The following is a 21,065-nucleotide window of genomic DNA, read 5'->3' as shown; positions in this document are numbered from 1 at the left end:
ATTTCTATAGCCAGTCTTTTGTTATAAAAAATTTCTAACTACATTCGTAAATAGGATGTTTCAGATGAAGCGACTGTTTTGTTTGGCTGCGATTGCGGCCGCGTTGTTGGGGCAAAGTGCGATCGCACAAGCTGATGGGGTCGAGTTTTCGGTGGGCCAGACCGGGGAATCGACGATGACCTATCGTTTGGGCGCGCAATTTGATTGGGATAAAAGCTGGTGGCAGACCGGTGTCGGTCGTCTGACCGGTTACTGGAGCGGCGCCTACACCTACTGGGAAGGCGACAAGAATTCCAGTAACAACAGCCTGTCGTTTTCCCCGGTATTCGTTTACGAGTTTGCCGGTGACAGTGTGAAGCCTTACGTTGAAGCCGGTATCGGAGCTGCTGTGTTCCAGCGCACGGAAGTCGAGGGCAATAAACTGGGCAGCGCCTTCCAATTCGAAGACCGTATTGGCTTCGGTCTGCGTTTTGCCGGTGGTCATGAAGTGGGCCTGCGCGCCACTCACTATTCCAACGGCGGCATGACCACCAACAACGACGGTATCGAAAGTTACGCGATCCATTACACGATGCCGTTCTAAGCGATCAGTCGCTGCGACGCTTCAATCTGTGGGAGTGAGCCTGCTCTCTAACGAGCTGGTACATCCACAGCGGATGTAGGGTCTGGAAGACTGCCTTCGCAAGCAAGCTCACTCCAACAGCTGTGCTCGGTGTCTGTGGCGTTCACAGATACGCCGTGGCAATTCCTTCACGCTCGGTGATGCATTCCGGCGCACCCATCTCGAATTCCCTGCATATCAACGGCCTTTTGTCGTAGATCGTGCACATCATCGTGTCGCGATCCAGCGCCGCACACCAGCCGTCGTCCAGGCGTAGCATGACCTCGCCGCCCCAGTCGTCGGTATCGATGAATCGCTCAGGCACACCCGTGTCGGTGATCAGCATCACCTCCAACTGGCAGCAGCAGGCCGCGCAGGTCGAACAGGTGACGGCGGGCTCGGCGGGTTCGGCAGGGAGTTGCAGCAGGGGAATGACAGTCATGTGCGGCAGTGTAAAGCAGTGGGGCGGCGGTCGGGGGGCTGTCTGACGGGCGCAGGGTTCATGCTAGTCTTTTCTTGAGCCACCCGATCATCCTGCCCAATACGGGCAGGTGCTCATAAAGCAGCGCCCCGGCGTCGAAGAAGTCGCGCTGCTGGAATACCCGATTTTCGGTCCACAGCAAATGCGAGCAGCCCTGTACCGCGATCGGCTCGCCCTTGTTGAGGCGGGGGTGCCGGTAAGTCATGGCCCACCGCAGATCGCCCTTGCCTTCGCGCACCTGATCGTAGGCGTGAAACTCGACCTGCAAATCGCGGACGTTGGCGTAGAGTTCGGCGAAGTATTTGCGCAGGTCGTTCAGGCCGTGAATATCATGCAGCGGGTTGGCGAAAGCAATGTCTTGGGCTATACAACTCGCCGAGCAGTTGCAGATTGTTCCTGTCGAGTTCGGCGAAGCGCCGGGCGTAATCGCGCAGGAATTCACTCATGGCTTTGAGGCTCTGCTTGTCGATGAGGCAGGGATTTGAACGCGGTCAGGGCGCGTTCCCGACTGGATTTGATATCCACGATCGGTGCCGGATAGCCGTCGACGCCGAATAACCTGCCCAGCGCTGAGGGGTAATGGACATCGCGGTTGTTCAGGTCGGCAAGTTCCGGCACCCACTTCTTGATGAACACGCCTTGCGGGTCGAAGCGCTCGGACTGGCTCAGCGGATTGAAGATGCGGAAATACGGCGAGGAATCGGTTCCGGTCGAAGAGCTCCACTGCCAGCCACCGTTGTTTGAGGCCAGGTCGCCGTCGATCAGGTGCTGCATGAAAAAACGCTCGCCCTCACGCCAGTCGATCAGCAGATTCTTGGTCAGAAACATCGCCACGATCATGCGCAGGCGGTTGTGCATCCAGCCAGTTGCCAAGAGCTGGCGCATGGCCGCGTCTATGATCGGCAGCCCGGTCCGGCCTTGTTGCCACGCCTCCAGCTCCTCAGGCGCATGACGCCATTTCAGCGCTTCGGTTTCCGGACGGAAGGCGCGATGACGCGAGACGCGAGGAAAGCCGACCAGCACGTGCTTGTAGAACTCTCGCCACAGCAGCTCGTTGATCCAGGTCACCGAGCCGACATTGCCGGTCTCGAACTCTCCGTTATTACTGCGCAACGCTGCGTGCAGGCACTGCCGTGGCGAGACGACCCCTGCCGCCAGATACGCCGAAAGCTGACTGGTACCGGGTCTGGCGGGGAAGTCGCGTTCGTCGTTGTAGTAGTGCACCTGATCGTCGGTGAAATGCTCCAGACGCTTGCGCGCTTCGTCCTCGCCGGCCGGCCAGAGCGCCCGCAGCGCTTGGGGAGGTGTCGCGAAGCCCTGGACGCTCTCGGGCACTTCGTCACTTTTGACGTGCATGGGCGATTGCTTCTTCGGCAGGCGCACCAGCGACGGCACCGAGTGATGCAGGCGCGCATAGCAGACCTTGCGGAACTGGGTATAGACCTTGAAATAACCGCCGCTCCTGGTCAGCACACTGCCCGGTTTGAAGAACAGCTGATCCAGGTATCGGGTGAAGCCAATGCCCTGTTTGTCCAGCGCAGCCTCGACGGCTAGATCGCGCTTCTCTTCGTTGACGCCGTATTCCTCGTTGACGTGCACCTGCTCGATACCGTGGTGCATGCACAGTTCCAGCAGAGCTTTTGGCGCCTTGTCCCAGGTGTCGGCATGGATGACCAGCAGCGGGATATTCAGGGCATGCAATTCGCTTTTCAGCGCCGACAGGTTGCGCAGCCAGAAGTCGACCTTGGCCGGCGCGTCGTCGTGGCTATGCCATTGCGCAGGGCTGATCATGTACACGGCCAGCACCGGTCCGCGCTCCATCGCGGCGCTCAGGGCGGTGTTGTCGTGTACGCGCAAGTCGGTGCGCAGCCAGATCAGTTGCATTTTTTTGTCCTCAAATGATGTCCAGACGCTGCAGCGCGCTCTGGGCGCTCAAAGGGTCTTCGGCGAGGATGAGCCCGGCGACCTCACTGACAGATACGGACAGCTCGGCTGAATGGATGCGCACGGTGGGTCCGATAATCAATTTCGGGCAGTCGATGTTGTTCAGCAGGCGCGGCAGCTGGCTCAGGTTCAGCGATTTGCTGGAATACAACAGCACAGCGCGGGGCTTGAGGTATTCGCACGCCAGGCTCAACTCGCCGGCGGGCAAGGGCCAGTCGAAGACTTCCACCGGGCAATCGGCGCTGCTTACCAGCCAGGCGGTCAGCCAAAGGTGCGGTTCAAGCGGCAGGTCGGACTGATTGATCAACAACAGGGGCGCGCCGCTGACCTGGCGATTATTGTGGTACAGCCGTGCGCCGAACTTGCTGCGCAGCCAGGAATAGAAGAACACCCGCTCCAACTGCGCGCCGAACTGTCCCTGCCAGCGTTGCTCCAGCTCGGCCAGTAGCGGCAGCAACAGTTGCTCGCACAGAGTGCGCGGTGGGTACAGCGACATGGCTTGATTCAGAGTGTCGTCCAGACGTCGCTCAGACAGCGTGGTGATCGCTTTCAGCAGGTTCTGGCGCAGTTGGTCCCAATCGTTTTCCAGGCTTGGCGCCGGTGGCTGTTGATGGTCGATCAGTTGCTTGACCTGACTGACCGACACTCCGCGATTGAGCCAGGTGAGAATCGTCAGCACCCGGTCCACATGGGCAGTGCTGTACAGGCGATGGCCCTTGGGTGTGCGATGGGGCACGATCAGCCCGTACCGACGTTCCCAGGCGCGCAGGGTCACGGCATTCACGCCGGTCAGGCGGGCGACTTCGCGGATCGGCAGCCAGCCTTCTTCGACGGCGTGGGCGTAGTCCTGCGGATCGTTAAGCGGTTCGAAGTGGTTATCTTTCATGTCAGATGGCATTACGCAGGCTAAGGTTTTCCGGATGCGGCTGCAGGTACACTTGTAAGGCGATATACGGGGCCGGGTGCTGGCGGAAGTGATGCTTGAGCAGGATCAGGGGCACCACCAAGGGCACGATGCCCTGGCGGTACTGATTGATAACGGTCTGGATTTCCTGCTTGTCTGAGGCACTGATCGTGTCGCGCAGATAGCCGCAAATGTGCTGCAGAACGTTAGTGTGGGTGCGGCGCGTTGCCGGTTTTTTCAGAGCGCTCATCAGCTCGCTGAAATAGCGCGGTGCGATCTCGGTCGGGTCGCTGCGCCCCATGTTGCCCAGCAGGTTGCCCAGCGCCTTGTACTGAATCGGATCGTTGGCCATCACTTGGTATTTATAGCGGGAGTGGAATTCAGTGAGGGCGCGGCGGGTAATGCCTTCCTTGAGCAACTGCTGCCAGGCGGCATAGGCGAAGACGCGAGTGATGAAGTTCTCGCGCAGCACCGGGTCGTTGAGGCGGCCATCTTCTTCCACCGGCAGATCGGGGTGTCTGGCGCAGAACGCTTGGGCGTAGATGCCCCGTCCACCAGCGTCGAATGGCGCGCCGTTTTCGCGATAGACCTTGACCCGCTCCAAGCCGCAGGAAGGGGATTTCTGCATGAAGATATAGCCGCAGATGTCGTCCATCTCGTTGGCCATGTGCTCGCCGTACTCGGCGAGAGAACGGGTGACGTTGAGGACCTGGTGGACAGTGCCGACCGCCTGGGGATGTTCAGGATCACCCACCAGCCGGATCGCCTCGCGGGGGATGCCCATGCCGATGGCGACTTCTGGGCAGGCAGGCACGAAATCGAAATGTTCGTTGAGCGCCCGGGTCAGCAGGTGTGATTCCTTGTGCCCGCCGTTATACCGAACCTCGATGCCCATGAGGCAGGCGCTGACGCCCAGTTTTGGCTTCGATTGGCGTTCCAGGGGCGTATCGGGCGATTGATTCGGGAAGACGGGCATGACAAACCTCGAGGATCTACTTGTACAGCCTTGCGTTGCTGTACAACCTGCTGATCATCATAGGTTTGAACTTGTACAAGTCAAATGAATTGTACAAGTATGTCGGGAGAGGGTCTGGCTTGCTGGCGAACCGCACGGGTCAGCTATGAATGATTGATTGACAAGCCGCCGTTCGCCAACAAACCTGCTCCCACAGGGTACGTAGTCTGTCAGCGCGAGCGAGGTGAGCTCGCTTCCACCCCATCATCCAACTTTCATCATCTTGCAGCGCCTGCCAGACCGGCCGCTTGCTACGCTTGGCCAGCACCGCCTGCAGCTCAAGCTTCAGCAAGGTGCCTTCTTCGTCGCAGAATAGTTCGGTTGCCAGAAATGCTTGTCGCGATTGCGGGGATGGGCTGCTGTCCATTTCGACAGCAGCAATTTGTGCGGATTGAAGCGATTCACTTGAGATGTTCGAGCAAGCGGCGTGCTGCCTCCTGACCGCTGAGCCATGCACCTTCTACGCGGCCCGACAGGCACCAGTCGCCGCACACATACAGACCCAGGTCCGGGTCGGATAGTGCACCAACTTCCCGTCCACCCGCCGGTCGCGCATACAGCCAGCGATGAGCCAGAGTGAACGCAGGCGCCGGCATCGCGCAGTTGATCAGCTCGGCAAACGCGCCGTGCAGATGATCAATCACCTGCTCCTTGGGCATATCAAGATGCTGACGACTCCAGGCGCTGGTGGCGTGCAACACCCACGTGTCCATCTTGCTGTCGCGCCCCGGTTTGCTGCGGTTGCGGGCGAGCCAATCGAGGGGGCTGTCCTGCACGAAACAACCTTCCAGCGGCGTGTGCAACAGCGTGTCGAACGCCAGGGCGACGGCCCAGGTGGGCTCCATTTTCACGCCCGCCACGACGCTGGCCAGCTTCGGGGCCGCCGCGAGCAAGGTCGTCGCTTGCGGCGCAGGAAGGGCGATCACCACCTGGCTGAACGGCCCATGGCCGCGGCCGTCGGCGTCGAGCAGGTTCCAGTGCTCTTCGCCGCGGAAGACTTCGGTGATGCGGCAGGAGAACGTGACCGGTATGTCGCCGAGCATGGCTCGGGTGATGGCGCTCATGCGCGGTGTACCGACCCAGCGCACTTGCTCGTCCGGCGACAGGCTCAGTTTGCCGTCGTGGGAATTGTAGAGCTTGGGTTTCCATTCGGCGACGTGACCGTCGGCCTGCCATTGCTGGACCGCGGCGGCGAAGCGGCGATCGCGTGCAGTGAAATACTGCGCGCCCATGTCCAGGGCACCGGCATCGCTGCGTTTGCTGGACATGCGTCCGCCGCTGCCACGGCTCTTTTCAAAAAGGTGAATGCCATGCCCGGCAGCTTGCAATGCGCGGGCGGCAGAGAGTCCGGCGATACCGGTACCGATGATTGCGATAGGTACAGTCATAGGGGCCTCGTTACCTCGTCTGCACAGACTACGCCGTAGGTAAAACCTGTACAATGTTGTTTTTCGGTATAACTTATCGTCCTTCGACGTTCAGGACGCTGATCACCTTGCGATCAATCTTGAGTGTGACGTTTCACCAGAATCGTTCAACAGCGCGAACGGATCATTCGAACGTACATGGCTCAAACCGTTCTCTATAGCTTGGCCTACGCTTCGTTCACAAGCGCATTGTTTGTGAAGAAATAGACTACCGAATTGCGATGAACGCCACGCGAGGAACACATTCATGCACATCTTGCTGACCGGCGGTACTGGCTTGATAGGTCGTCGCCTGTGTCGACACTGGCTCGCTCAGGGCCATCGGCTGACGGTCTGGAGCCGCAGCCCTGATCAAGTGGCCCGCCTCTGCGGCGCTGGCGTGCGCGGCATCGCCCATCCGGATGACTTGGGCAGCGAGCCGATCGATGCTGTCATCAACCTGGCCGGCGCGCCGATTGCCGACCGTCCCTGGACTCGCAAACGCAAAATGCTGCTGTGGGACAGCCGCATCACCCTCACCGAACAACTGATCACCTGGCTCGAACGGCGCGAGCAGAAACCCTCCGTATTGATCTCGGGCTCTGCAGTCGGCTGGTACGGCGACGGTGGCGAGCGAGAGCTGGACGAAACCGCCCAGCCGGTCAGCGAAGATTTCGCCAGCCGGCTGTGTATCGCCTGGGAAGAAACCGCGCAGAGAGCGCAGGCCCTGGGTATCCGGGTGGTGTCGCTGCGCACCGGCCTGGTACTCGCCAGTGACGGTGGCATGATGCAGCGACTTTTGCCGCCTTTCAAACTGGGCATGGGCGGGCCAATCGGCAACGGGCGGCAGTGGATGCCCTGGGTTCATATCGACGATCAAATCGATGCGATTGATTTTCTGTTGAACAGGGAAGACGCCCAGGGTCCTTATAATGTTTGCGCTCCATCACCGGTTCGCAACCGTGATTTCGCCAAGACACTGGCGGCGCTCCTGCATCGTCCGGCATTCATGCCGATGCCCGCGATCGCCTTGCGGCTGTTGATGGGCGAGTTGTCGATCCTGTTGCTGGGCGGGCAGCGCGCTCGCCCGAGCCGGTTGCTGGACGCCGGCTTCACTTTCCGATTCACCGATCTGCACGCGGCCCTGGAAAATCTGTTGGGCCGCCACTGACATCAAGGTGCTGCATGACCGATCACGCGTTGCTGCTGGTTAACCTGGGTTCGCCAGCCTCCACCGAAGTTGCGGATGTTCGCCGCTACCTCAATCAGTTTCTGATGGATCCTTACGTTATCGATCTGCCGTGGCCCGTGCGCCGTCTGCTGGTGTCGCTGATCCTGATCAAACGCCCGGAACAATCGGCTCATGCCTACGCTTCGATCTGGTGGGACGAAGGCTCGCCGCTGGTGGTGCTGAGCAAACGCCTGCAACAGGCCATGACTAAAGAGTGGACCCAGGGACCGGTCGAGCTGGCGATGCGTTATGGCGAGCCGTCGATTGAAACAGTGCTCACTCGTCTGGCAGCGCAGGGCATCCGGAAAGTCACCCTAGCCCCGCTTTATCCACAGTTCGCCGACAGCACGGTGACCACTGTCGTGGAAGAAGCCAGGCGCGTGATCCGCGATAAAAAGCTCAGCTTCGAATTGGCCCTGCTGTCGCCGTTCTTCGACCAGCCCGAGTATCTGCAAGCGTTGGTGCAGAGCGTGCGACCGCATCTGGCGCAGGATTATGATCACCTGCTGCTGAGTTTTCATGGCCTGCCTGAACGACACATCAACAAGCTCGACCCCACCGGAAACCACTGCTTCAAAAATGGCAATTGCTGTGAGAATGCGACGCCGGAGGTTCTTGCGGTGTGCTACCGCGCGCAATGCATGCGCTCATCAGCCGAATTCGCGAAATTGATGGGCATTCCTGACGGCAAGTGGTCAGTGTCGTTCCAGTCGCGGCTGGGTCGCAATAAATGGATCGAGCCTTATACCGAGGCGCACCTCGCCGAGCTGGCAGAGCAGGGCGTGAAGAAGTTGCTGGTCATGTGCCCGGCGTTCGTGGCCGATTGCATCGAGACGCTGGAAGAGATCGGCGATCGTGGGGCCGAGCAGTTCAAGGAAGCCGGGGGCGAGGAACTGGTGCTGATCCCCTGCCTCAACGACGACCCGAACTGGGCCAAGGCGTTGAACGCATTGTGCGAGCGGGCGCCTGCGATGAGCTGAGGTATGCGCGTGTCAAAACTGTGGGAGTGAGCTTGCTCACGAAGACTTACTTTCAACCGCAGAAGATGTTGCGGATGTTTTAGCCTCTTGGTGAGCCGGCTCACATCCACAGGGGATATCTACATGGGAAAAAAAGGGTGCGTCAGTTACTGGCGCACCCTTTTTTCAATTCCGGTGAAACTAAGGCAACTGATCATCCAGATGCTTGTTCTTCCAGGCGTCGTTGCCCGGCAGAATCAGGTTCAGCACGATTGCGGTCACGGCACACAGCGCAATGCCCTTCATGCCGAAGTCGTCCGGGCCGTTACCGGTGCCGATCAATACGCCACCGATCCCAAACACCAGCGTCACCGAAACGATCACCAGATTGCGCGCTTCGGCCAGATCGACCTTATGGCGAATCAGCGTGTTCATGCCGACCGCGGCAATAGAGCCGAACAGCAGACATAGAATCCCGCCCATCACCGGCACCGGGATGCTCTGCAACAGCGCCCCGAATTTGCCGATGAATGCCAAGGCGATAGCAAAGATCGCTGCCCAGGTCATGATCTTCGGGTTGTAATTCTTGGTCAGCATTACCGCGCCCGTCACCTCGGCGTACGTGGTGTTGGGCGGGCCCCCGAATGCGCCGGCAACCGTCGTCGCAATACCGTCACCCAGCAGCGTGCGATGCAGGCCCGGCTTCTTCAGATAATCACGCCCCGTGACACTGCCGACCGCAATCACCCCACCGATATGCTCGATAGCTGGCGCCAAGGCCACAGGCACGATGAACAGGATCGCCTGCCAGTTGAATTCCGGCGCGGTGAAGTGCGGAATGTCCAGCCACGGCGCTGCAGCGATCTTCGCCACATCGACCACGCCGAAATAGAACGACAGCGCAAAACCGACCAGCACGCCGGAGATGATCGGCACCAGACGGAAAATCCCTTTGCCGAACACCGCCACGATCAGCGTGGTCAGCAGCGCGGCCATCGAGATCACGATCGCCGTGTTGTACGGGATCAGCTCCGCTGCGCCATCGCCCGTTCGACCCATCGCCATGTTGGCGGCAATCGGCGCCATCGCCAAACCGATAGAGATGATCACCGGCCCGATCACCACTGGCGGCAGCAGCCGATCGATGAAACCGGTGCCTTTGATCTTCACCGCAAGGCCGAGGAAGGTATAGACGAAGCCCGCCGCCATCACGCCGCCCATGGTCGCCGCCAGACCGAACTGGCCCTTGGCGAGAATGATCGGCGTAATGAACGCAAAACTCGACGCCAGGAAAACCGGCACCTGACGCCCCGTCACCACTTGGAAACACAGCGTGCCTAAGCCTGCGGTGAACAACGCAACATTGGGGTCAAGCCCGGTGATCAGCGGCATCAGCACCAGCGCGCCGAAGGCCACGAACAGCATTTGGGCACCCGACAGTACGGTACGCCACAGTGGATCGTTGAACTCGTCCTGCTTCATCAGGCGTCCTTCTGCTTGGTGCCGAAAATCTTGTCACCGGCATCGCCCAGACCCGGAATGATATAGCCGTGCTCGTTCAGGCGTTGGTCGACGGACGCAGTGTAGAGCTGCACGTCGGGATGCGCTTTCTCCACGACCGTAATACCTTCCGGGGCCGCCACCAGCACCATGGCGCGGATGTCGCGGCAACCGGCTTTTTTCAGCAGATCGATGGTGGCGACCATCGAGCCGCCAGTGGCCAGCATCGGGTCGATGATCAGCGCCAGACGCTGGTCGATCTCAGGGGCGAGTTTTTCCAGATAGGTATGCGCTTCGAGGGTTTCTTCATTGCGAGCGACACCCACGGCACTGACCTTGGCGCCCGGAATCAGGCTCAGCACGCCTTCGAGCATGCCGATGCCGGCGCGCAGGATCGGCACCACGGTAATCTTCTTGCCAGCAATTTTTTCAACCTGGACGGTCCCGGCCCAACCCTGGATGTCGTAGGTTTCCAGTGGCAGGTCCTTGGTCGCCTCGTAGGTCAGCAGCGCGCCTACTTCCTGCGCCAGTTCACGAAAATTCTTGGTGCTGATATCGGCGCGGCGCATGAGGCCGAGCTTGTGACGGATCAGCGGATGGCGGATCTCACGAATGGGCATAAAGGGAAGGCTCCAGCGGGCGGGCAAAAAAAACGGCTTAGGTTAATCTATTCAGCTGTAACTTGTCTTACCGGTTAGGTTCGGGTTTCTTACATTAATGGGACGGAGCTTCTTCACGATAAAGTCGGCGAGCGAAGGCCAGGCATGGCAAAAAGAGGCGAGCAAGCGAGTTTAGGGGCCTAAATGAGCATTGCGAGCCTGTTTTTAATGCAGCATGGGCGAGCGCAGCCACTTTTCGTGAGGAGTCTGTGCAACGTTAGTCCAGAAACACTTGCTCTGAGGAGGACGGATGCGTACCTTTGCCCGCTTTTCCTTACACAGCCCCCCTGGAGGGTGTCATGTCCGCTGATCTCGAGCATATCCGTCAAGTCATGCGCGAGGCTGACTGCCTCTACACCAACGATGAAGTCGAGGCGTCAATCGCTCGCGTCGGCGAGCAAATCAACAGCGTGCTGGCCGACCGCAACCCGGTCGTGTTCTGCGTGATGAATGGTGGCCTGATTTTCGCGGGCAAGCTGCTGACGCATCTGAGCTTCCCGCTGGAAGCCTCCTATCTGCACGCGACCCGTTATCGCAATGAAACCAGCGGCGGCGAGTTGTTCTGGAAAGCCAAGCCTGAAGTCTCGTTCATCGATCGCGACGTGCTGATCATTGATGACATTCTCGATGAAGGCCACACCCTGGGTGCAATCATCGACTTCTGCAAACACGCCGGTGCCCGCGCAGTTCATACCGCCGTGCTGATCGACAAGGATCACAACCGCAAGGCACGCCCGGATCTGAAAGCCGATTTCGTCGGCCTGCCGTGCATTGACCGTTACATCTTCGGCTACGGCATGGATTACAAAGGTTACTGGCGTAACGCTGCTGGGATCTATGCCGTAAAAGGAATGTAAGCAGGTGCCAGGTTTGCCGTAGGAGCGCGCTTGCCCGCGAAGCGTTGTATGAAGGGCCACCGTCTTGGTTATGCCGATGCCATCGCGGGTAAGCATGCTCCTACAAGACATGTGTCATCCCTGTTAGAGTGCCTGCCACTTTGTTCGGGAGGCACCCATGACGTTATCGTTTCGTAGTACAGCTGCGTTGATGTTGCTGTTGACCCTGCCGCTCCCCGCACTCGCTGAACCCATGCACGCTCAATACCTGCCGCCCGACGAATTGTCCGTGCGTGAAGGTGAGCCCGAGCAGCAGCAATTGCTGCAGATCACCGACTACTCGATCGTTGTCGGTAGTCAGCGTCAGTCGAACCAGCAACCCATTCCCGTCACCTCCCCGCTGAGCCTGCGCCTAAAAGGCAAACCCATGAACAAGGGCGCGACGATTTCCGAGGTGCTGATTCACTTCGACGGCGAGAGTAAAAGCCTGAAAAAGCCGGCTTATGATGAAGCCAGCCGAACCCTGACCCTGTATTACCCGGCGAGCCAATACCGCGTGCTGGTCGATCTGCTGCGCAGCGAAAAGGTTTATTGCCAGTTCCTCAGCTACGCCAACGGCCATGTCTGGGCCGACTTGCACACCGGCAGCGTACGCGCGCGTTGAGCCCGTGGCCGGGCGAGGGGTAAACTGCCCGCCCGTGAAATGTCCCGCAAAGTCAGTTGGAGTCCGCAATGCGTAAAGATAAGAAGCAGGTGATTGGCGATGAAATCGGCGATGCCCAGATCAAACTGTTCCTGGATTTCGAGCCGGTCGATGCGACTTCGCCGTCGCTGCACAAACTGATCAAGGCCTATCGCGGCCTGCGCGTTGGCGACTTCGAGCGTTTTTTGCGGTTCTTCAAGGAAGCAGGCTACGACCTGGATGGCAAGGATGAACAGGGCAATGACTTCGTCGCTCTGATCAAGGATCAGCGCAACGCTGAGGAATATATCGAGTTGATCGACAAAGCACGAGGCTGATTACCGGCCTGTTTTGGCTATTCCTATCGCCTTGATAAGGCGCAAAGACTGGAAACCCCGCTGCGTGGGCGGGGCTTTCAGTTTTTTCACCCATTCAGAAAAATCTCTGAATCAGGCAAAGCTTGCCGCCGGGCTGCTTGAAACCAGGTCCAGGCTCTCGTCGCTCTGGGCGCTGACACGCTGATACAACTGCGCGTCGGTTTCCAGGGCTTTTTCCCGAGCCGGGAAGATTTCATTGAGCTTGGCGGCCCATTCGGTTTTGGTTTTTTCGGGGAAGCAGCGTTCGATCAGGTCAAGCATGATCGAAACCGTCACCGAAGCACCTGGAGAGGCCCCCAGCAGCGCTGCAAGGGAACCGTCCTTGGCCGACACCAGTTCGGTACCGAATTGCAGGACGCCGCCTTTCTTCGGGTCTTTCTTGATGATCTGCACGCGCTGACCGGCCACTTCCAGGCGCCAGTCTTCGGCCTTGGCCTGCGGGTAGAAACGACGCAGGGCTTCCAGACGTTGGTCCATCGACTGCCGCACTTCGCTGATCAGGTATTTGGTCAGGTCCATGTTGTCGCGAGCCACGGCCAGCATTGGCGCGATGTTGGCGGCGCGGATCGACAGCGGCAGGTCCATTAGCGAACCGTGCTTGAGGAACTTGGTGGTGAAACCGGCGTAAGGCCCGAACAGCAGCGAGGTCTTGCCGTCGACGACGCGGGTGTCCAGGTGCGGAACCGACATCGGTGGCGAGCCGACGGCCGCCTGGCTGTAGACCTTGGCCTGGTGGTGCTTGACCACTTCAGGGTTGTCGCAGCGCAGCCACTGGCCGCTCACCGGGAAGCCGCCGAAGCCTTTGCCTTCTTCGATGCCGGACATTTGCAGCAGCGGCAATGCCGCACCGCCCGCGCCGAGGAATACGAATTTGGCGTCGATTTCGCGAGTGCCGCCGCTGTTGACGTCCTTGATGGTCACGCTCCAGCCAGCGCCCTTGCGGGTCAGGCCGGTGACACGCTTGCAGTACTTGACCTGCGCATTAGGTGCGCTGGCCAGGTGCTTGAGCAACTGATTGGTGAGGTTGCCGAAGTTGACGTCGGTGCCATGCATGACACGGGTCGCGGCGATCGGCTCATCGGCAGGGCGGCCCGGCATCATGAGCGGCATCCACTCCGCCAGTTTGGCTTTGTCTTCGGTGTATTCCATCGACGCGAAGGCATGGTGCTTGCGCAGCGCTTCGTAGCGTTTTTTCAGATACGCCATGCCTTTTTCGCCCTGCACGAAACTCAGGTGCGGGACCGGCGTGATGAAGGAGCGCGAAGAACCGAAAGTGCCCGTGCGAGCCAGGTAGGCCCAGAACTGCTTCGAGACTTCGAACTGGGTGTTGATGTGAATTGCTTTCTTGGTGTCGATCGAGCCATCGGCCGCTTCCGGCGTGTAGTTCAGCTCGCACAGGCCGGCGTGGCCGGTACCGGCATTGTTCCAGGGGTTGGAACTCTCCGCGGCACCGGAATCCATCAGCTCGACAACCTCGACTGTGAGGCTTGGGTCGAGCTCCTTTAGCAGCACTGCGAGGGTGGCACTCATGATGCCTGCCCCGACCAGTACTACGTCGACTGCTTCGTTATGCGCCATTAACGCGTCTCCAAAAAATCTGCAGCACCAAATTGACGGCATGGGTTCCCGAGGTCAGTTGCCGGGGGCGGGCGGCGCGTTTTCGCGCAGTGCCTCGTACCACCCGACCGGGAGCGTCATGTCCGATTCTTCGCAATTTTTTGCATTTCAGCGCACGCCTTGAGAGGGCCTGGTTGATGCTTTTGTGGAAAGCATGAACTCATTTTTTGGCCTGGACAGCCATTCGACCATCGTCAACACGCACGATCATGCAACCAAATCCGTAGTGGACAGGCTCAGGCTCTGGTTGTGGAGGCTGCGCTGCGCTCGGTCCTGTGCAAGGGGGCTGGGTCAGACGTTAACGGTGCATTTACAAACGCGTAACTATTCATTTGCTTGCCACACTCTTGTGAAGTTGTGAAAACCCGTTTTTTTCACGCTCTTTTGGAGACGCGAACCTCAAAAAAGGGGCTGCGCGATGGCAGCTCCGGCAGATCAGGTTCGAACTCAGTGTGGGCAATGGTGGGCGCGAAAGGTTCGAGTCAATCGACACTTTCATGCTCGCAGGGCGGCACACCGGGCTGCACATGTCTGTGTGGAAGGCTCTCTGTGGGCGATACGGAGGAGCTGATAACAGGTATCAGCGGTGCTGCGAGGCCCGATCAGGAGACGTCCTTATAATCGGGGGACGATTATAGCGATGAAACGCGCAGAAATGATCCAGAAAAAATGACTTTTATTCGCCGTTCGGTCAGATGCTGAGCAATTGCCGGGCGGTAATCGCACGTAGGCGGGGGCTGACGCGGGCGCTGGCGGGGAGAGGCTTGTGCAGCCAGTTCAGGTTGGGCTCGCTGATTTCGACCCATTCATGGCCCTGCGGCGCGTTGGGGCAGTGCTTGAACGACAGGCAGATGCCGTGCTGATCGAGGCGGGCGTAGTGGCGGTGGCGGCGTTGCGGCGAAAACAGGAACCAGAGAAAGTCCACGGCGAGCACTCCGGGTTTTGGGCAGTTGTGAAAAGTATGTCGTGCGGCGATGACATCGCTGTGACGTTGCTGTTGCGCGATGATGTCGTGATGACGCTTGATGGCGTTGGGGCCTTGTCAGGGCGGGAACCGCGAAGGTGGCACTATGTCGTATCTTTACGCTAGTGAGCGACCTTAGGAGGTCGTTATACTGCCGCACAATTTGTGCCTTGGCCCATGGAGAGATGAGCATGTTGCGTCGTGTTTTGTTCGGTTTGCTTGCTGTCGGCAGTCTGACGCTGGTGGGATGTGCCCACAGTCCGCAATCACTTAACCCGCAACCCAAGCTGAACGCCCAGCTGGCGCCAGTAGGGCACGGTCAGCAAGTGGTGGTGCGGGTCGTTGACGGTCGCCCTTCGCCGACCCTCGGAACGCGTGGCGGCCTGTACCCTGAAACCAGTTCGATCAGCGTCGATGGCCAGCAGCTTGTTCCACAGCTCCAGGCCCAGGCAGAGGCGGCCGTGCGCCTGCTGGGCTTCACCCCGGTTCAAGGGGGCAACGGCCCTCAACTGACAGTGACCCTGGCCGAGCTGAAATATCAGTCCCCCAAGGAAGGTTTGTACGTAACCGAGGCCAACATCAGCTCGACATTCCGCGCAGACGTGCAGAATAACGGTCACAGCTATAACGGCCGCTATGCCGCTTCCCTTGATCAACGTTTCGGCATGGCGCCCAACGAAGAAACCAACACCAAGCTGATCGGCGACGTACTCAGCGATGCGCTGACCCGTCTGTTCCAGGATCAGACCATCGGCCGACTGTTGGGCCAGTAAGCCTTCAAGGCAGTTTCGAAAAGCCCCGGTATTGTGAGATGCCGGGGTTTTTCATGCCCGGTAGATCCTGGGCTCAGGCTGTATTCGATCCGAGCGTCGATCAAAAGATATCCAGCAGATGCTTAAGCCGTCTGATAAAAATCCAGAATGCTGACCCCCGTCATCAGATCCACCTCAGGCAAATCGTGGTGTTGATGCCCGCCCAGGGCGCAATAGACCAGCCAGTGGCGATCCTGAACGTTGAACGCCAGGCCATCGATCAAGGCTTGTTGCTCATCGCTGGGGGCGATGAGGTAAAGGCGGTCCTGGTTATGGGCATGCAGCATGGAAACTCCGGTCTGGATGGGGCTGATGAGGCGCTACACAGTGACCGGTTCAGGTGACGTTAAGGTGACAGGCGATACCGTAATCGGTAGACCCCACCGAACTGCGGCGCCCCTGATCTTGCGCCATCGAGGCCCCATGTCGCTCATCCAGCATTCCCCCAGGATGGTCATCAATCTGTTCGCGCTGCTGGCGGCGGGCCCCGGCATCTGGCTGTTACACACCACTCGCAGCCACGAGCAGCGCCAGACCACGCACCTGAACAACCTCACCGAACAGGCGCCGATCGATGAGCCCATGCATATGATGGATGTGCCCACGCTGCGCATGATCCGATTCAGCTACCGGATCGGGGCCGCGTGCCTGGCGTTTGCGTTGATGTTGTCGTGGGTGAGTACCAAGATCTAGTCCAGAGGATCTGCGGCGCGAGCCCGTGTTCCGATGTAAACGCGGCCCCTGCAGGTTTTGCATCGTCGGGGCGTTATCTGTGAAGCAACAAAAACGGCGCTTTTTGAGCGCCGTTCTTCAAGCTGCCGTCATCAGAGCGCCAACCCCGCCTTGACCCGATACTGATTGCGCACCGGCGTGGCGTATTGCAGCACCAGATACGGACGATGCTCTTGCGGGCAGCCATCGAGTCGTCGCTGCCATTCTTCCTGCGCGCGCTCCAGCTCGTCGGCCGGAAACACTTCGGCGGCGCTTGGCACGTTCAAACCTGGATCGGCATCGGCCCATTGCGCATACGCCAGGTAATGCACGGGGAACAGGCGATAGCCGCCAAGGATCTGCCGGTCCATTTCGATCGCCAACTGCTTGGTGTCTTCAAACACTTCAGTGATCGGCGGGGCAAAGTTGACGTGCACCCGGCCTTTGTAGCCGGTGATGCCCAGGGCGATGCTGACGTCATCTTCGCCCGGAGCCTTGGTGTAGCCGCCGGTAGTGGCGCGGATGTACAGCTCGCGCGCCTTGGCGTGATCGCAAGGGTCGTATTCGTAGCTGATCGATACAGGCGTGAGGTTCAGCGACTGAATGACTTCGCCGAACGGCTCGTCCTTGCGGCTCATATGAAACATCTTGAGGATCGCCGATTCAGTGCGGTCGTCGCCGTCTTTGGCGCGACCTTCAGCCTGGGCGATCCAGATCGACTGGCAGTCATTGCGAATCGAATGGTTGATGTAGGCCGACAGCAACTGATACGCCGCCATCTTTTCCCGGCGCCCGGTGATGGAGCGATGCACGATGAAACTCTTGTTCAGGCGCATCAAATCGCTGACGAAAGGCTTCTGCAGCAGGTTGTCGCCGATGGCAATACGCGGCGTCGGCAGGCCTGCGTGGTAGACCGCGTAGTTGACGAATGCCGGGTCCATCACAATATCGCGATGGTTTGCCAGAAACAGATAGGCCACCCCGGACTTGAACTGCTCAACGCCGGTGTAGGTCACACCATCGGTGGCGCGTTCGATTGTATGGTCAACGTAATGTTCGACCTTGTCCTGCAAGGCCGCTACCGAATCGATACCGGCGAACTGACGGCGCAGCTTGCGCGCGATGGCAGGCTGCAGGATCCAGCCCAGGGAGCCGGCCAGACGCGGAAAACGGAAATGCGTGAGAATCGCGAGGAACGCCTTGTCACCCAGCAGCCGATTGAGTACGGCTTTTACTTCGGTGTCGTCGTAGGGTCGGATGGCATCGAATTCGCCCATCATGCTCTCTTGTTGGAAACGGCTAGGGTAATGGTAGGTCGAGTTGGTTTCGAAGAATCAAACCCGGCCTGCAAACAAGTCGGCGATTATACGCAAAACTGCTCTCGGAGACTGTGATGCACGAAATACAACCAGCAGCGCCTTACGAGTGCCCCTATTGCGGCGAGCCGGGGGAAACGGTTCTGGATCTCTCGGAAGGTGACAATAATTTCATCGAAGACTGTGCTGTTTGCTGTCGTCCGATCGAATTTCATCTTGAAACCGATGGCGAACAATGGGATCTGGAAGTCCGTGCCGAGAACGAATGATGCGCAAAATCTATGAGCCGGAAAACATGATGGAGGGCGAGCTGTTGCAGTTGATGCTCGCCAGTGAAGGCATTGAATCGCATATTACCGGCCGCCATCTGCTGGGCGGGATCGGCGAGCTGCCGGTGTTCGGCCTGCTTGGGCTTGCGGTGAACGACGATCAGGCCGAGCGGGCGCGGCAGTTGATCACTGGGTACAATGGTGCCTTTCCGTTGTCGGGCGATGAGCCGGACAGCTATCCCGATGTGCTGTTGTGCTGAAACCGGTGCGGCGTCGCTTGATTCGCCTTTCAAAAGAGTGGCCCTGAGCCCATGTGTGGACGTTATGCGCTGTTTCGTTGGACGCCCGCCTTCGCGGCCTTGCCGGGATTTCCCGCAGACCAACAGGCGCAATGGAACATTTCCCCCGCTGATTCGGTGCTGATGCTACGCCGAATGCCGGGCGAGGAGGGTAGTCGGGAGCTGGCAAGAGCGCGCTGGGGGCTGACCCCGCCGTGGTTGACCGATATGTCACGCACCCCGGCTCATGCGCGTGCCGAAACGCTGGCGGAGCAGCCGATGTTTCGGCAGGCCTTTCGTGAGCGTCGGTGTCTGCTGCCGGCCAATGGGTTCTACGAGTGGCGTGGGACGGTGCGCAAGCGGCCGTTCTGGCTGACACCGGGGGAGGGTTCTGCGCTGTACTTTGCGGCGATCTGGGAAGCCTATCCGGTGCAGGGTCACACTTATCTCAGTGTGGCGGTGGTGACACAACCGGCCATGAGCCAGCGCCGGCCGCTGATTCTCGACGCCGAAGGGCAAGCCGCGTGGCTCGACCCCGACAGTTCGTTGGTGACCCTGCAATCGCTGCTCGCCGCGCCGCAGATGCAGTTGCGCGAGCGTCCGCTGGCGAATCTGGTGAACGATCCCAAGCTCAATGCGCCGGAATGCCTGACGCCACTCTAGCGTTATAAGGCATGCTCGCGATCGTCAGCGCATGCAAACCGTGGGAGTGGGCTCGCTCACCAAGACGGCCTTCCAGACCCTATATCTGATGTGGATGTACTGGCTTCTTCGTGAGCAAGCTCACTCCCACAGAGTCAAACCCGGCCTCTTCGTGAGCAAGCTCGCTGCCACAGGGGCGACCACGGTGCATATGGCGAACGGCTGCCATCTGGCATGCGCATGGCCTAGGATGTGCGCCTTGTTTCCAGGGAGATACAAAATGCGCAGGACCTTTGTTCTTTGTGCCTTGAGCGCAGCTTTGCTCGTTGCGGGCTGTCAGTCCGTCAACACCACCAGCGGAGATTCGGTGGGCGTCGAACGCAAGCAATACATGTTCAGCATGTTGTCGACCGATCAGGTCAATCAGATGTACGAACAGTCCTATCAGCAGACCGTCACCGAGGCCACGACCAAGGGCGTGCTCGATAAGGACAGTGCAGAAGCCAAACGCGTGCAGACGGTGGCCAACCGCTTGATCGCCCAGGCGCCGAAGTTGCGCCCGGATGCCGCGCAGTGGCAGTGGGAAGTGAATCTGATCAAGAGCGACGAACTGAACGCCAACTGCGGCCCCGGCGGCAAGATCATCGTTTATAGCGGCCTGATCGATACGCTCCAGCTCAGCGACGACGAGTTGGCAGCAGTCATGGGTCACGAAATCGCCCACGCCCTGCGCGAGCATGGTCGTGAAGCCATGTCCAAGGCCTACGGCGTCGAGATGGCCAAGACAGGCGCCGGGTCCTTGCTTGGTCTGGGCAAGGACAGCCTCGCGCTGGCCGATACGGTGGTCAATTACAGCCTGACCTTGCCGAACAGTCGGGCCAACGAGAACGAGGCTGATCTGCTTGGCCTGGAGTTGTCGGCCCGTGCTGGTTACAACCCCAATGCGGCGATCACTCTATGGCAGAAGATGCAGGCTCAGGCCGGAGCATCGCAGCCTGAGTTCATGAGCACCCACCCGGCTTCGGCCAACCGGATTGCCTCTTTGCAGGCGGCGATTCCGAAGGTGATGCCGTTGTATGAACAGGCGCCAAAGGGCTGACGTCGTAGCTAAGCGCGATCGGTTGGTGCTGATCCTGTAGGAGCGCGCTTGCCCGCGATTGCGGTGTGTCAGCCAGCATGCAGACAGACAAAGTGCATCGCGGGCGAGCGCGCTCCTAAAACGGTGGCGTCAAACCCAGCCGCTCACCTGCATCGCCTTGTACACCGCGACGACCGCCAGGATGAAGAACGCGCCCGCCGCCAAGCGACGGATCAGCGTCAAAGGCAGTTTTTCCGCCGCAAAATTACCCGCCAGCACCACCGGGACGTTGGCCAGCAGCATGCCCAGCGTCGTGCCCAAAATCACCAGCCACAGATAGGAATACTGCGCCGCGAGCATCACCGTGGCGATCTGTGTCTTGTCGCCGATTTCCGCGAGGAAGAACGCGATCAGCGTGGTCATGAACGGGCCGAATTTGCGTCCGGTGTTCGCTTCATCGTCATCCATCTTGTCCGGCACTAGTGTCCACAAGGCGGTGGCGGTGAAGCTCGCGGCCAGAATCCAGTGCAGCATGGCGTCGGAGAGAAAACTGCTGAACCAGGCACCCACCGCGCCGGCGGCAGCGTGGTTGGCCAGGGTCGCGGCGACAATACCGGCGATGATCGGCCAGGGCTTGCGAAAGCGAGCAGCGAGAATGAGCGCGAGGAGTTGGGTCTTGTCACCGATTTCGGCCAGGGCGACGACCGCGGTTGGGACCAACAGGGATTCCAGCATCAGGATTTTCCTAAGGGGCGGGTCAACACGGCTATGACACGTACAACC

Annotated in this window: 24 protein-coding genes and 2 pseudogenes; 12 read left to right on the top strand and 14 right to left on the bottom strand. The window is 59.4% G+C overall.

What is annotated here, in order from left to right; all coding sequences use genetic code 11:
* Window positions 1-64 precede the first annotated feature (64 nt).
* Entirely contained in the window at window positions 65-583 is a 519-nt protein-coding gene (locus tag CE491_RS10000; RefSeq protein ID WP_110948199.1) for an acyloxyacyl hydrolase, read from the top strand.
* Window positions 584-725: 142 nt separating this feature from the next.
* Here the strand turns inward: CE491_RS10000 and CE491_RS09995 are convergent, their stop codons facing one another.
* From CE491_RS09995 to CE491_RS09965, 7 genes and pseudogenes are all read right to left on the bottom strand, one after another.
* Complete coding sequence (locus CE491_RS09995; RefSeq protein ID WP_110948198.1) at window positions 726-1,043, bottom strand: YkgJ family cysteine cluster protein; 318 nt, start codon at window positions 1,041-1,043, stop codon at window positions 726-728.
* Window positions 1,044-1,101: 58 nt separating this feature from the next.
* Window positions 1,102-1,528 (bottom strand): annotated as a pseudogene (locus CE491_RS09990) (nuclear transport factor 2 family protein).
* Window positions 1,521-2,966, bottom strand: a complete 1,446-nt coding sequence (gene phrB / locus CE491_RS09985) for a deoxyribodipyrimidine photo-lyase (protein ID WP_110948197.1) — start codon at window positions 2,964-2,966, stop codon at window positions 1,521-1,523. The pseudogene CE491_RS09990 and the gene phrB overlap by 8 nt, the downstream one beginning before the upstream one ends.
* Before the next feature lie 10 nt (window positions 2,967-2,976).
* Window positions 2,977-3,912 (bottom strand): MerR family transcriptional regulator, encoded by a 936-nt coding sequence (locus tag CE491_RS09980; RefSeq protein ID WP_234407564.1) that lies wholly within the window; start codon window positions 3,910-3,912, stop codon window positions 2,977-2,979.
* A 1-nt stretch (window position 3,913) separates the two neighbouring features.
* Window positions 3,914-4,906: a YbgA family protein gene (locus CE491_RS09975; protein ID WP_110948195.1), complete on the bottom strand. Its 993-nt coding sequence runs from the start codon at window positions 4,904-4,906 to the stop codon at window positions 3,914-3,916.
* A 232-nt stretch (window positions 4,907-5,138) separates the two neighbouring features.
* Window positions 5,139-5,350, bottom strand: a pseudogene (locus CE491_RS09970) (TIGR02450 family Trp-rich protein); the annotation flags it as partial.
* Complete coding sequence (locus CE491_RS09965) at window positions 5,347-6,333, bottom strand: NAD(P)/FAD-dependent oxidoreductase (RefSeq protein WP_110948194.1); 987 nt, start codon at window positions 6,331-6,333, stop codon at window positions 5,347-5,349. The gene CE491_RS09965 and the pseudogene CE491_RS09970, both read right to left, overlap by 4 nt.
* Before the next feature lie 286 nt (window positions 6,334-6,619).
* Here CE491_RS09965 and CE491_RS09960 point away from each other — a divergent pair, with 286 nt between their 5' ends.
* Window positions 6,620-7,522, top strand: a complete 903-nt coding sequence (locus CE491_RS09960; RefSeq protein ID WP_110948193.1) for a TIGR01777 family oxidoreductase — start codon at window positions 6,620-6,622, stop codon at window positions 7,520-7,522.
* Between the two features lie 14 nt (window positions 7,523-7,536).
* A complete protein-coding gene (gene hemH, locus CE491_RS09955) occupies window positions 7,537-8,562 on the top strand; it encodes a ferrochelatase (protein WP_110948192.1) in 1,026 nt (341 codons plus the stop codon).
* Window positions 8,563-8,742: 180 nt separating this feature from the next.
* On the opposite strand, the gene CE491_RS09950 is transcribed toward hemH, so the two are convergent.
* Window positions 8,743-10,023, bottom strand: a complete 1,281-nt coding sequence (locus tag CE491_RS09950; RefSeq protein WP_110948191.1) for a uracil-xanthine permease family protein — start codon at window positions 10,021-10,023, stop codon at window positions 8,743-8,745.
* On the bottom strand, window positions 10,023-10,661 hold the full coding sequence (upp, locus tag CE491_RS09945) for a uracil phosphoribosyltransferase (RefSeq protein ID WP_110948190.1): 639 nt from the start codon (window positions 10,659-10,661) through the stop codon (window positions 10,023-10,025). Before upp ends, CE491_RS09950 begins: the two co-directional genes overlap by 1 nt.
* A 338-nt stretch (window positions 10,662-10,999) precedes the next feature.
* On the opposite strand from upp, the gene CE491_RS09940 reads away from it, so the two are divergent.
* The 3 genes from CE491_RS09940 to CE491_RS09930 all read left to right on the top strand — a co-directional run bounded on the left by CE491_RS09940 (window position 11,000) and on the right by CE491_RS09930 (window position 12,556).
* Entirely contained in the window at window positions 11,000-11,557 is a 558-nt protein-coding gene (locus CE491_RS09940; RefSeq protein ID WP_110948189.1) for a hypoxanthine-guanine phosphoribosyltransferase, read from the top strand.
* Window positions 11,558-11,714: 157 nt separating this feature from the next.
* Window positions 11,715-12,200: a hypothetical protein gene (locus CE491_RS09935; RefSeq protein ID WP_110948188.1), complete on the top strand. Its 486-nt coding sequence runs from the start codon at window positions 11,715-11,717 to the stop codon at window positions 12,198-12,200.
* 68 nt (window positions 12,201-12,268) lie between these two features.
* The gene (locus CE491_RS09930) at window positions 12,269-12,556 is read left to right on the top strand and encodes a PA4642 family protein (RefSeq protein WP_110948187.1); all 288 of its coding nucleotides are present in this window, start codon (window positions 12,269-12,271) and stop codon (window positions 12,554-12,556) included.
* A gap of 111 nt (window positions 12,557-12,667) precedes the next feature.
* On the opposite strand, the gene mqo is transcribed toward CE491_RS09930, so the two are convergent.
* Window positions 12,668-14,173 (bottom strand): malate dehydrogenase (quinone), encoded by a 1,506-nt coding sequence (mqo, locus tag CE491_RS09925; RefSeq protein WP_110948186.1) that lies wholly within the window; start codon window positions 14,171-14,173, stop codon window positions 12,668-12,670.
* 730 nt (window positions 14,174-14,903) lie between these two features.
* Window positions 14,904-15,137 (bottom strand): hypothetical protein, encoded by a 234-nt coding sequence (locus CE491_RS09920; protein ID WP_110948185.1) that lies wholly within the window; start codon window positions 15,135-15,137, stop codon window positions 14,904-14,906.
* A gap of 230 nt (window positions 15,138-15,367) precedes the next feature.
* On the opposite strand from CE491_RS09920, the gene CE491_RS09915 reads away from it, so the two are divergent.
* Window positions 15,368-15,949 (top strand): YajG family lipoprotein, encoded by a 582-nt coding sequence (locus tag CE491_RS09915; protein ID WP_110948184.1) that lies wholly within the window; start codon window positions 15,368-15,370, stop codon window positions 15,947-15,949.
* A gap of 122 nt (window positions 15,950-16,071) precedes the next feature.
* Here the strand turns inward: CE491_RS09915 and CE491_RS09910 are convergent, their stop codons facing one another.
* On the bottom strand, window positions 16,072-16,275 hold the full coding sequence (locus CE491_RS09910) for a hypothetical protein (protein WP_110948183.1): 204 nt from the start codon (window positions 16,273-16,275) through the stop codon (window positions 16,072-16,074).
* Between the two features lie 136 nt (window positions 16,276-16,411).
* On the opposite strand from CE491_RS09910, the gene CE491_RS09905 reads away from it, so the two are divergent.
* Window positions 16,412-16,681 carry a hypothetical protein gene (locus tag CE491_RS09905; RefSeq protein ID WP_110948182.1) on the top strand — a complete coding sequence of 90 codons (270 nt, stop codon included), beginning with the start codon at window positions 16,412-16,414 and terminating at the stop codon, window positions 16,679-16,681.
* A 131-nt stretch (window positions 16,682-16,812) separates the two neighbouring features.
* On the opposite strand, the gene CE491_RS09900 is transcribed toward CE491_RS09905, so the two are convergent.
* Window positions 16,813-17,976 (bottom strand): 1-acyl-sn-glycerol-3-phosphate acyltransferase, encoded by a 1,164-nt coding sequence (locus CE491_RS09900; RefSeq protein WP_110948181.1) that lies wholly within the window; start codon window positions 17,974-17,976, stop codon window positions 16,813-16,815.
* Between the two features lie 116 nt (window positions 17,977-18,092).
* Here CE491_RS09900 and CE491_RS09895 point away from each other — a divergent pair, with 116 nt between their 5' ends.
* From CE491_RS09895 to CE491_RS09880, 4 genes are all read left to right on the top strand, one after another.
* Window positions 18,093-18,284 (top strand): CPXCG motif-containing cysteine-rich protein, encoded by a 192-nt coding sequence (locus tag CE491_RS09895; RefSeq protein ID WP_110948180.1) that lies wholly within the window; start codon window positions 18,093-18,095, stop codon window positions 18,282-18,284.
* Entirely contained in the window at window positions 18,284-18,544 is a 261-nt protein-coding gene (locus CE491_RS09890; RefSeq protein ID WP_110948218.1) for a putative signal transducing protein, read from the top strand. Before CE491_RS09895 ends, CE491_RS09890 begins: the two co-directional genes overlap by 1 nt.
* Window positions 18,545-18,595: 51 nt before the next feature.
* Window positions 18,596-19,225 carry an SOS response-associated peptidase gene (locus tag CE491_RS09885; protein ID WP_110948179.1) on the top strand — a complete coding sequence of 210 codons (630 nt, stop codon included), beginning with the start codon at window positions 18,596-18,598 and terminating at the stop codon, window positions 19,223-19,225.
* A 259-nt stretch (window positions 19,226-19,484) separates the two neighbouring features.
* Window positions 19,485-20,303, top strand: coding sequence for a M48 family metallopeptidase (locus tag CE491_RS09880; RefSeq protein ID WP_110948178.1), 819 nt, complete (start codon window positions 19,485-19,487; stop codon window positions 20,301-20,303).
* A 129-nt stretch (window positions 20,304-20,432) separates the two neighbouring features.
* Here CE491_RS09880 and CE491_RS09875 read toward each other — a convergent pair whose 3' ends face one another.
* Window positions 20,433-21,017, bottom strand: coding sequence for a TMEM165/GDT1 family protein (locus CE491_RS09875; protein WP_110948177.1), 585 nt, complete (start codon window positions 21,015-21,017; stop codon window positions 20,433-20,435).
* Window positions 21,018-21,065: the final 48 nt, after the last annotated feature.

It is taken from the genome of Pseudomonas bohemica (genome assembly GCF_002934685.1).
Classification (GTDB): Bacteria; Pseudomonadota; Gammaproteobacteria; order Pseudomonadales; family Pseudomonadaceae; genus Aquipseudomonas; species Aquipseudomonas bohemica.
Note: the sequence above shows the minus strand (reverse complement) of the source record. Positions and strands in the feature narration are given on the sequence as shown.

What these genes read in the sequence shown, in the direction of transcription:
- CE491_RS09905 (WP_110948182.1), top strand. Translation starts at nt 16,412, where the DNA reads ATGTCGCTCATCCAGCATTCCCCCAGGATGGTCATCAATCTGTTCGCG.
- CE491_RS09940 (WP_110948189.1), top strand. Translation starts at nt 11,000, where the DNA reads ATGTCCGCTGATCTCGAGCATATCCGTCAAGTCATGCGCGAGGCTGAC.
- CE491_RS09960 (WP_110948193.1), top strand. Translation starts at nt 6,620, where the DNA reads ATGCACATCTTGCTGACCGGCGGTACTGGCTTGATAGGTCGTCGCCTG.
- CE491_RS09965 (WP_110948194.1), bottom strand. Translation starts at nt 6,333, where the DNA reads ATGACTGTACCTATCGCAATCATCGGTACCGGTATCGCCGGACTCTCT.
- CE491_RS09895 (WP_110948180.1), top strand. Translation starts at nt 18,093, where the DNA reads ATGCACGAAATACAACCAGCAGCGCCTTACGAGTGCCCCTATTGCGGC.
- hemH (WP_110948192.1), top strand. Translation starts at nt 7,537, where the DNA reads ATGACCGATCACGCGTTGCTGCTGGTTAACCTGGGTTCGCCAGCCTCC.
- CE491_RS09950 (WP_110948191.1), bottom strand. Translation starts at nt 10,023, where the DNA reads ATGAAGCAGGACGAGTTCAACGATCCACTGTGGCGTACCGTACTGTCG.
- upp (WP_110948190.1), bottom strand. Translation starts at nt 10,661, where the DNA reads ATGCCCATTCGTGAGATCCGCCATCCGCTGATCCGTCACAAGCTCGGC.
- CE491_RS09980 (WP_234407564.1), bottom strand. Translation starts at nt 3,912, where the DNA reads ATGAAAGATAACCACTTCGAACCGCTTAACGATCCGCAGGACTACGCC.
- CE491_RS09885 (WP_110948179.1), top strand. Translation starts at nt 18,596, where the DNA reads ATGTGTGGACGTTATGCGCTGTTTCGTTGGACGCCCGCCTTCGCGGCC.
- CE491_RS09935 (WP_110948188.1), top strand. Translation starts at nt 11,715, where the DNA reads ATGACGTTATCGTTTCGTAGTACAGCTGCGTTGATGTTGCTGTTGACC.
- mqo (WP_110948186.1), bottom strand. Translation starts at nt 14,173, where the DNA reads ATGGCGCATAACGAAGCAGTCGACGTAGTACTGGTCGGGGCAGGCATC.
- CE491_RS09995 (WP_110948198.1), bottom strand. Translation starts at nt 1,043, where the DNA reads ATGACTGTCATTCCCCTGCTGCAACTCCCTGCCGAACCCGCCGAGCCC.
- CE491_RS09910 (WP_110948183.1), bottom strand. Translation starts at nt 16,275, where the DNA reads ATGCTGCATGCCCATAACCAGGACCGCCTTTACCTCATCGCCCCCAGC.
- CE491_RS09900 (WP_110948181.1), bottom strand. Translation starts at nt 17,976, where the DNA reads ATGGGCGAATTCGATGCCATCCGACCCTACGACGACACCGAAGTAAAA.
- CE491_RS09915 (WP_110948184.1), top strand. Translation starts at nt 15,368, where the DNA reads ATGTTGCGTCGTGTTTTGTTCGGTTTGCTTGCTGTCGGCAGTCTGACG.
- CE491_RS09875 (WP_110948177.1), bottom strand. Translation starts at nt 21,017, where the DNA reads ATGCTGGAATCCCTGTTGGTCCCAACCGCGGTCGTCGCCCTGGCCGAA.
- CE491_RS09975 (WP_110948195.1), bottom strand. Translation starts at nt 4,906, where the DNA reads ATGCCCGTCTTCCCGAATCAATCGCCCGATACGCCCCTGGAACGCCAA.
- phrB (WP_110948197.1), bottom strand. Translation starts at nt 2,966, where the DNA reads ATGCAACTGATCTGGCTGCGCACCGACTTGCGCGTACACGACAACACC.
- CE491_RS09930 (WP_110948187.1), top strand. Translation starts at nt 12,269, where the DNA reads ATGCGTAAAGATAAGAAGCAGGTGATTGGCGATGAAATCGGCGATGCC.
- CE491_RS10000 (WP_110948199.1), top strand. Translation starts at nt 65, where the DNA reads ATGAAGCGACTGTTTTGTTTGGCTGCGATTGCGGCCGCGTTGTTGGGG.
- CE491_RS09880 (WP_110948178.1), top strand. Translation starts at nt 19,485, where the DNA reads ATGCGCAGGACCTTTGTTCTTTGTGCCTTGAGCGCAGCTTTGCTCGTT.
- CE491_RS09890 (WP_110948218.1), top strand. Translation starts at nt 18,284, where the DNA reads ATGCGCAAAATCTATGAGCCGGAAAACATGATGGAGGGCGAGCTGTTG.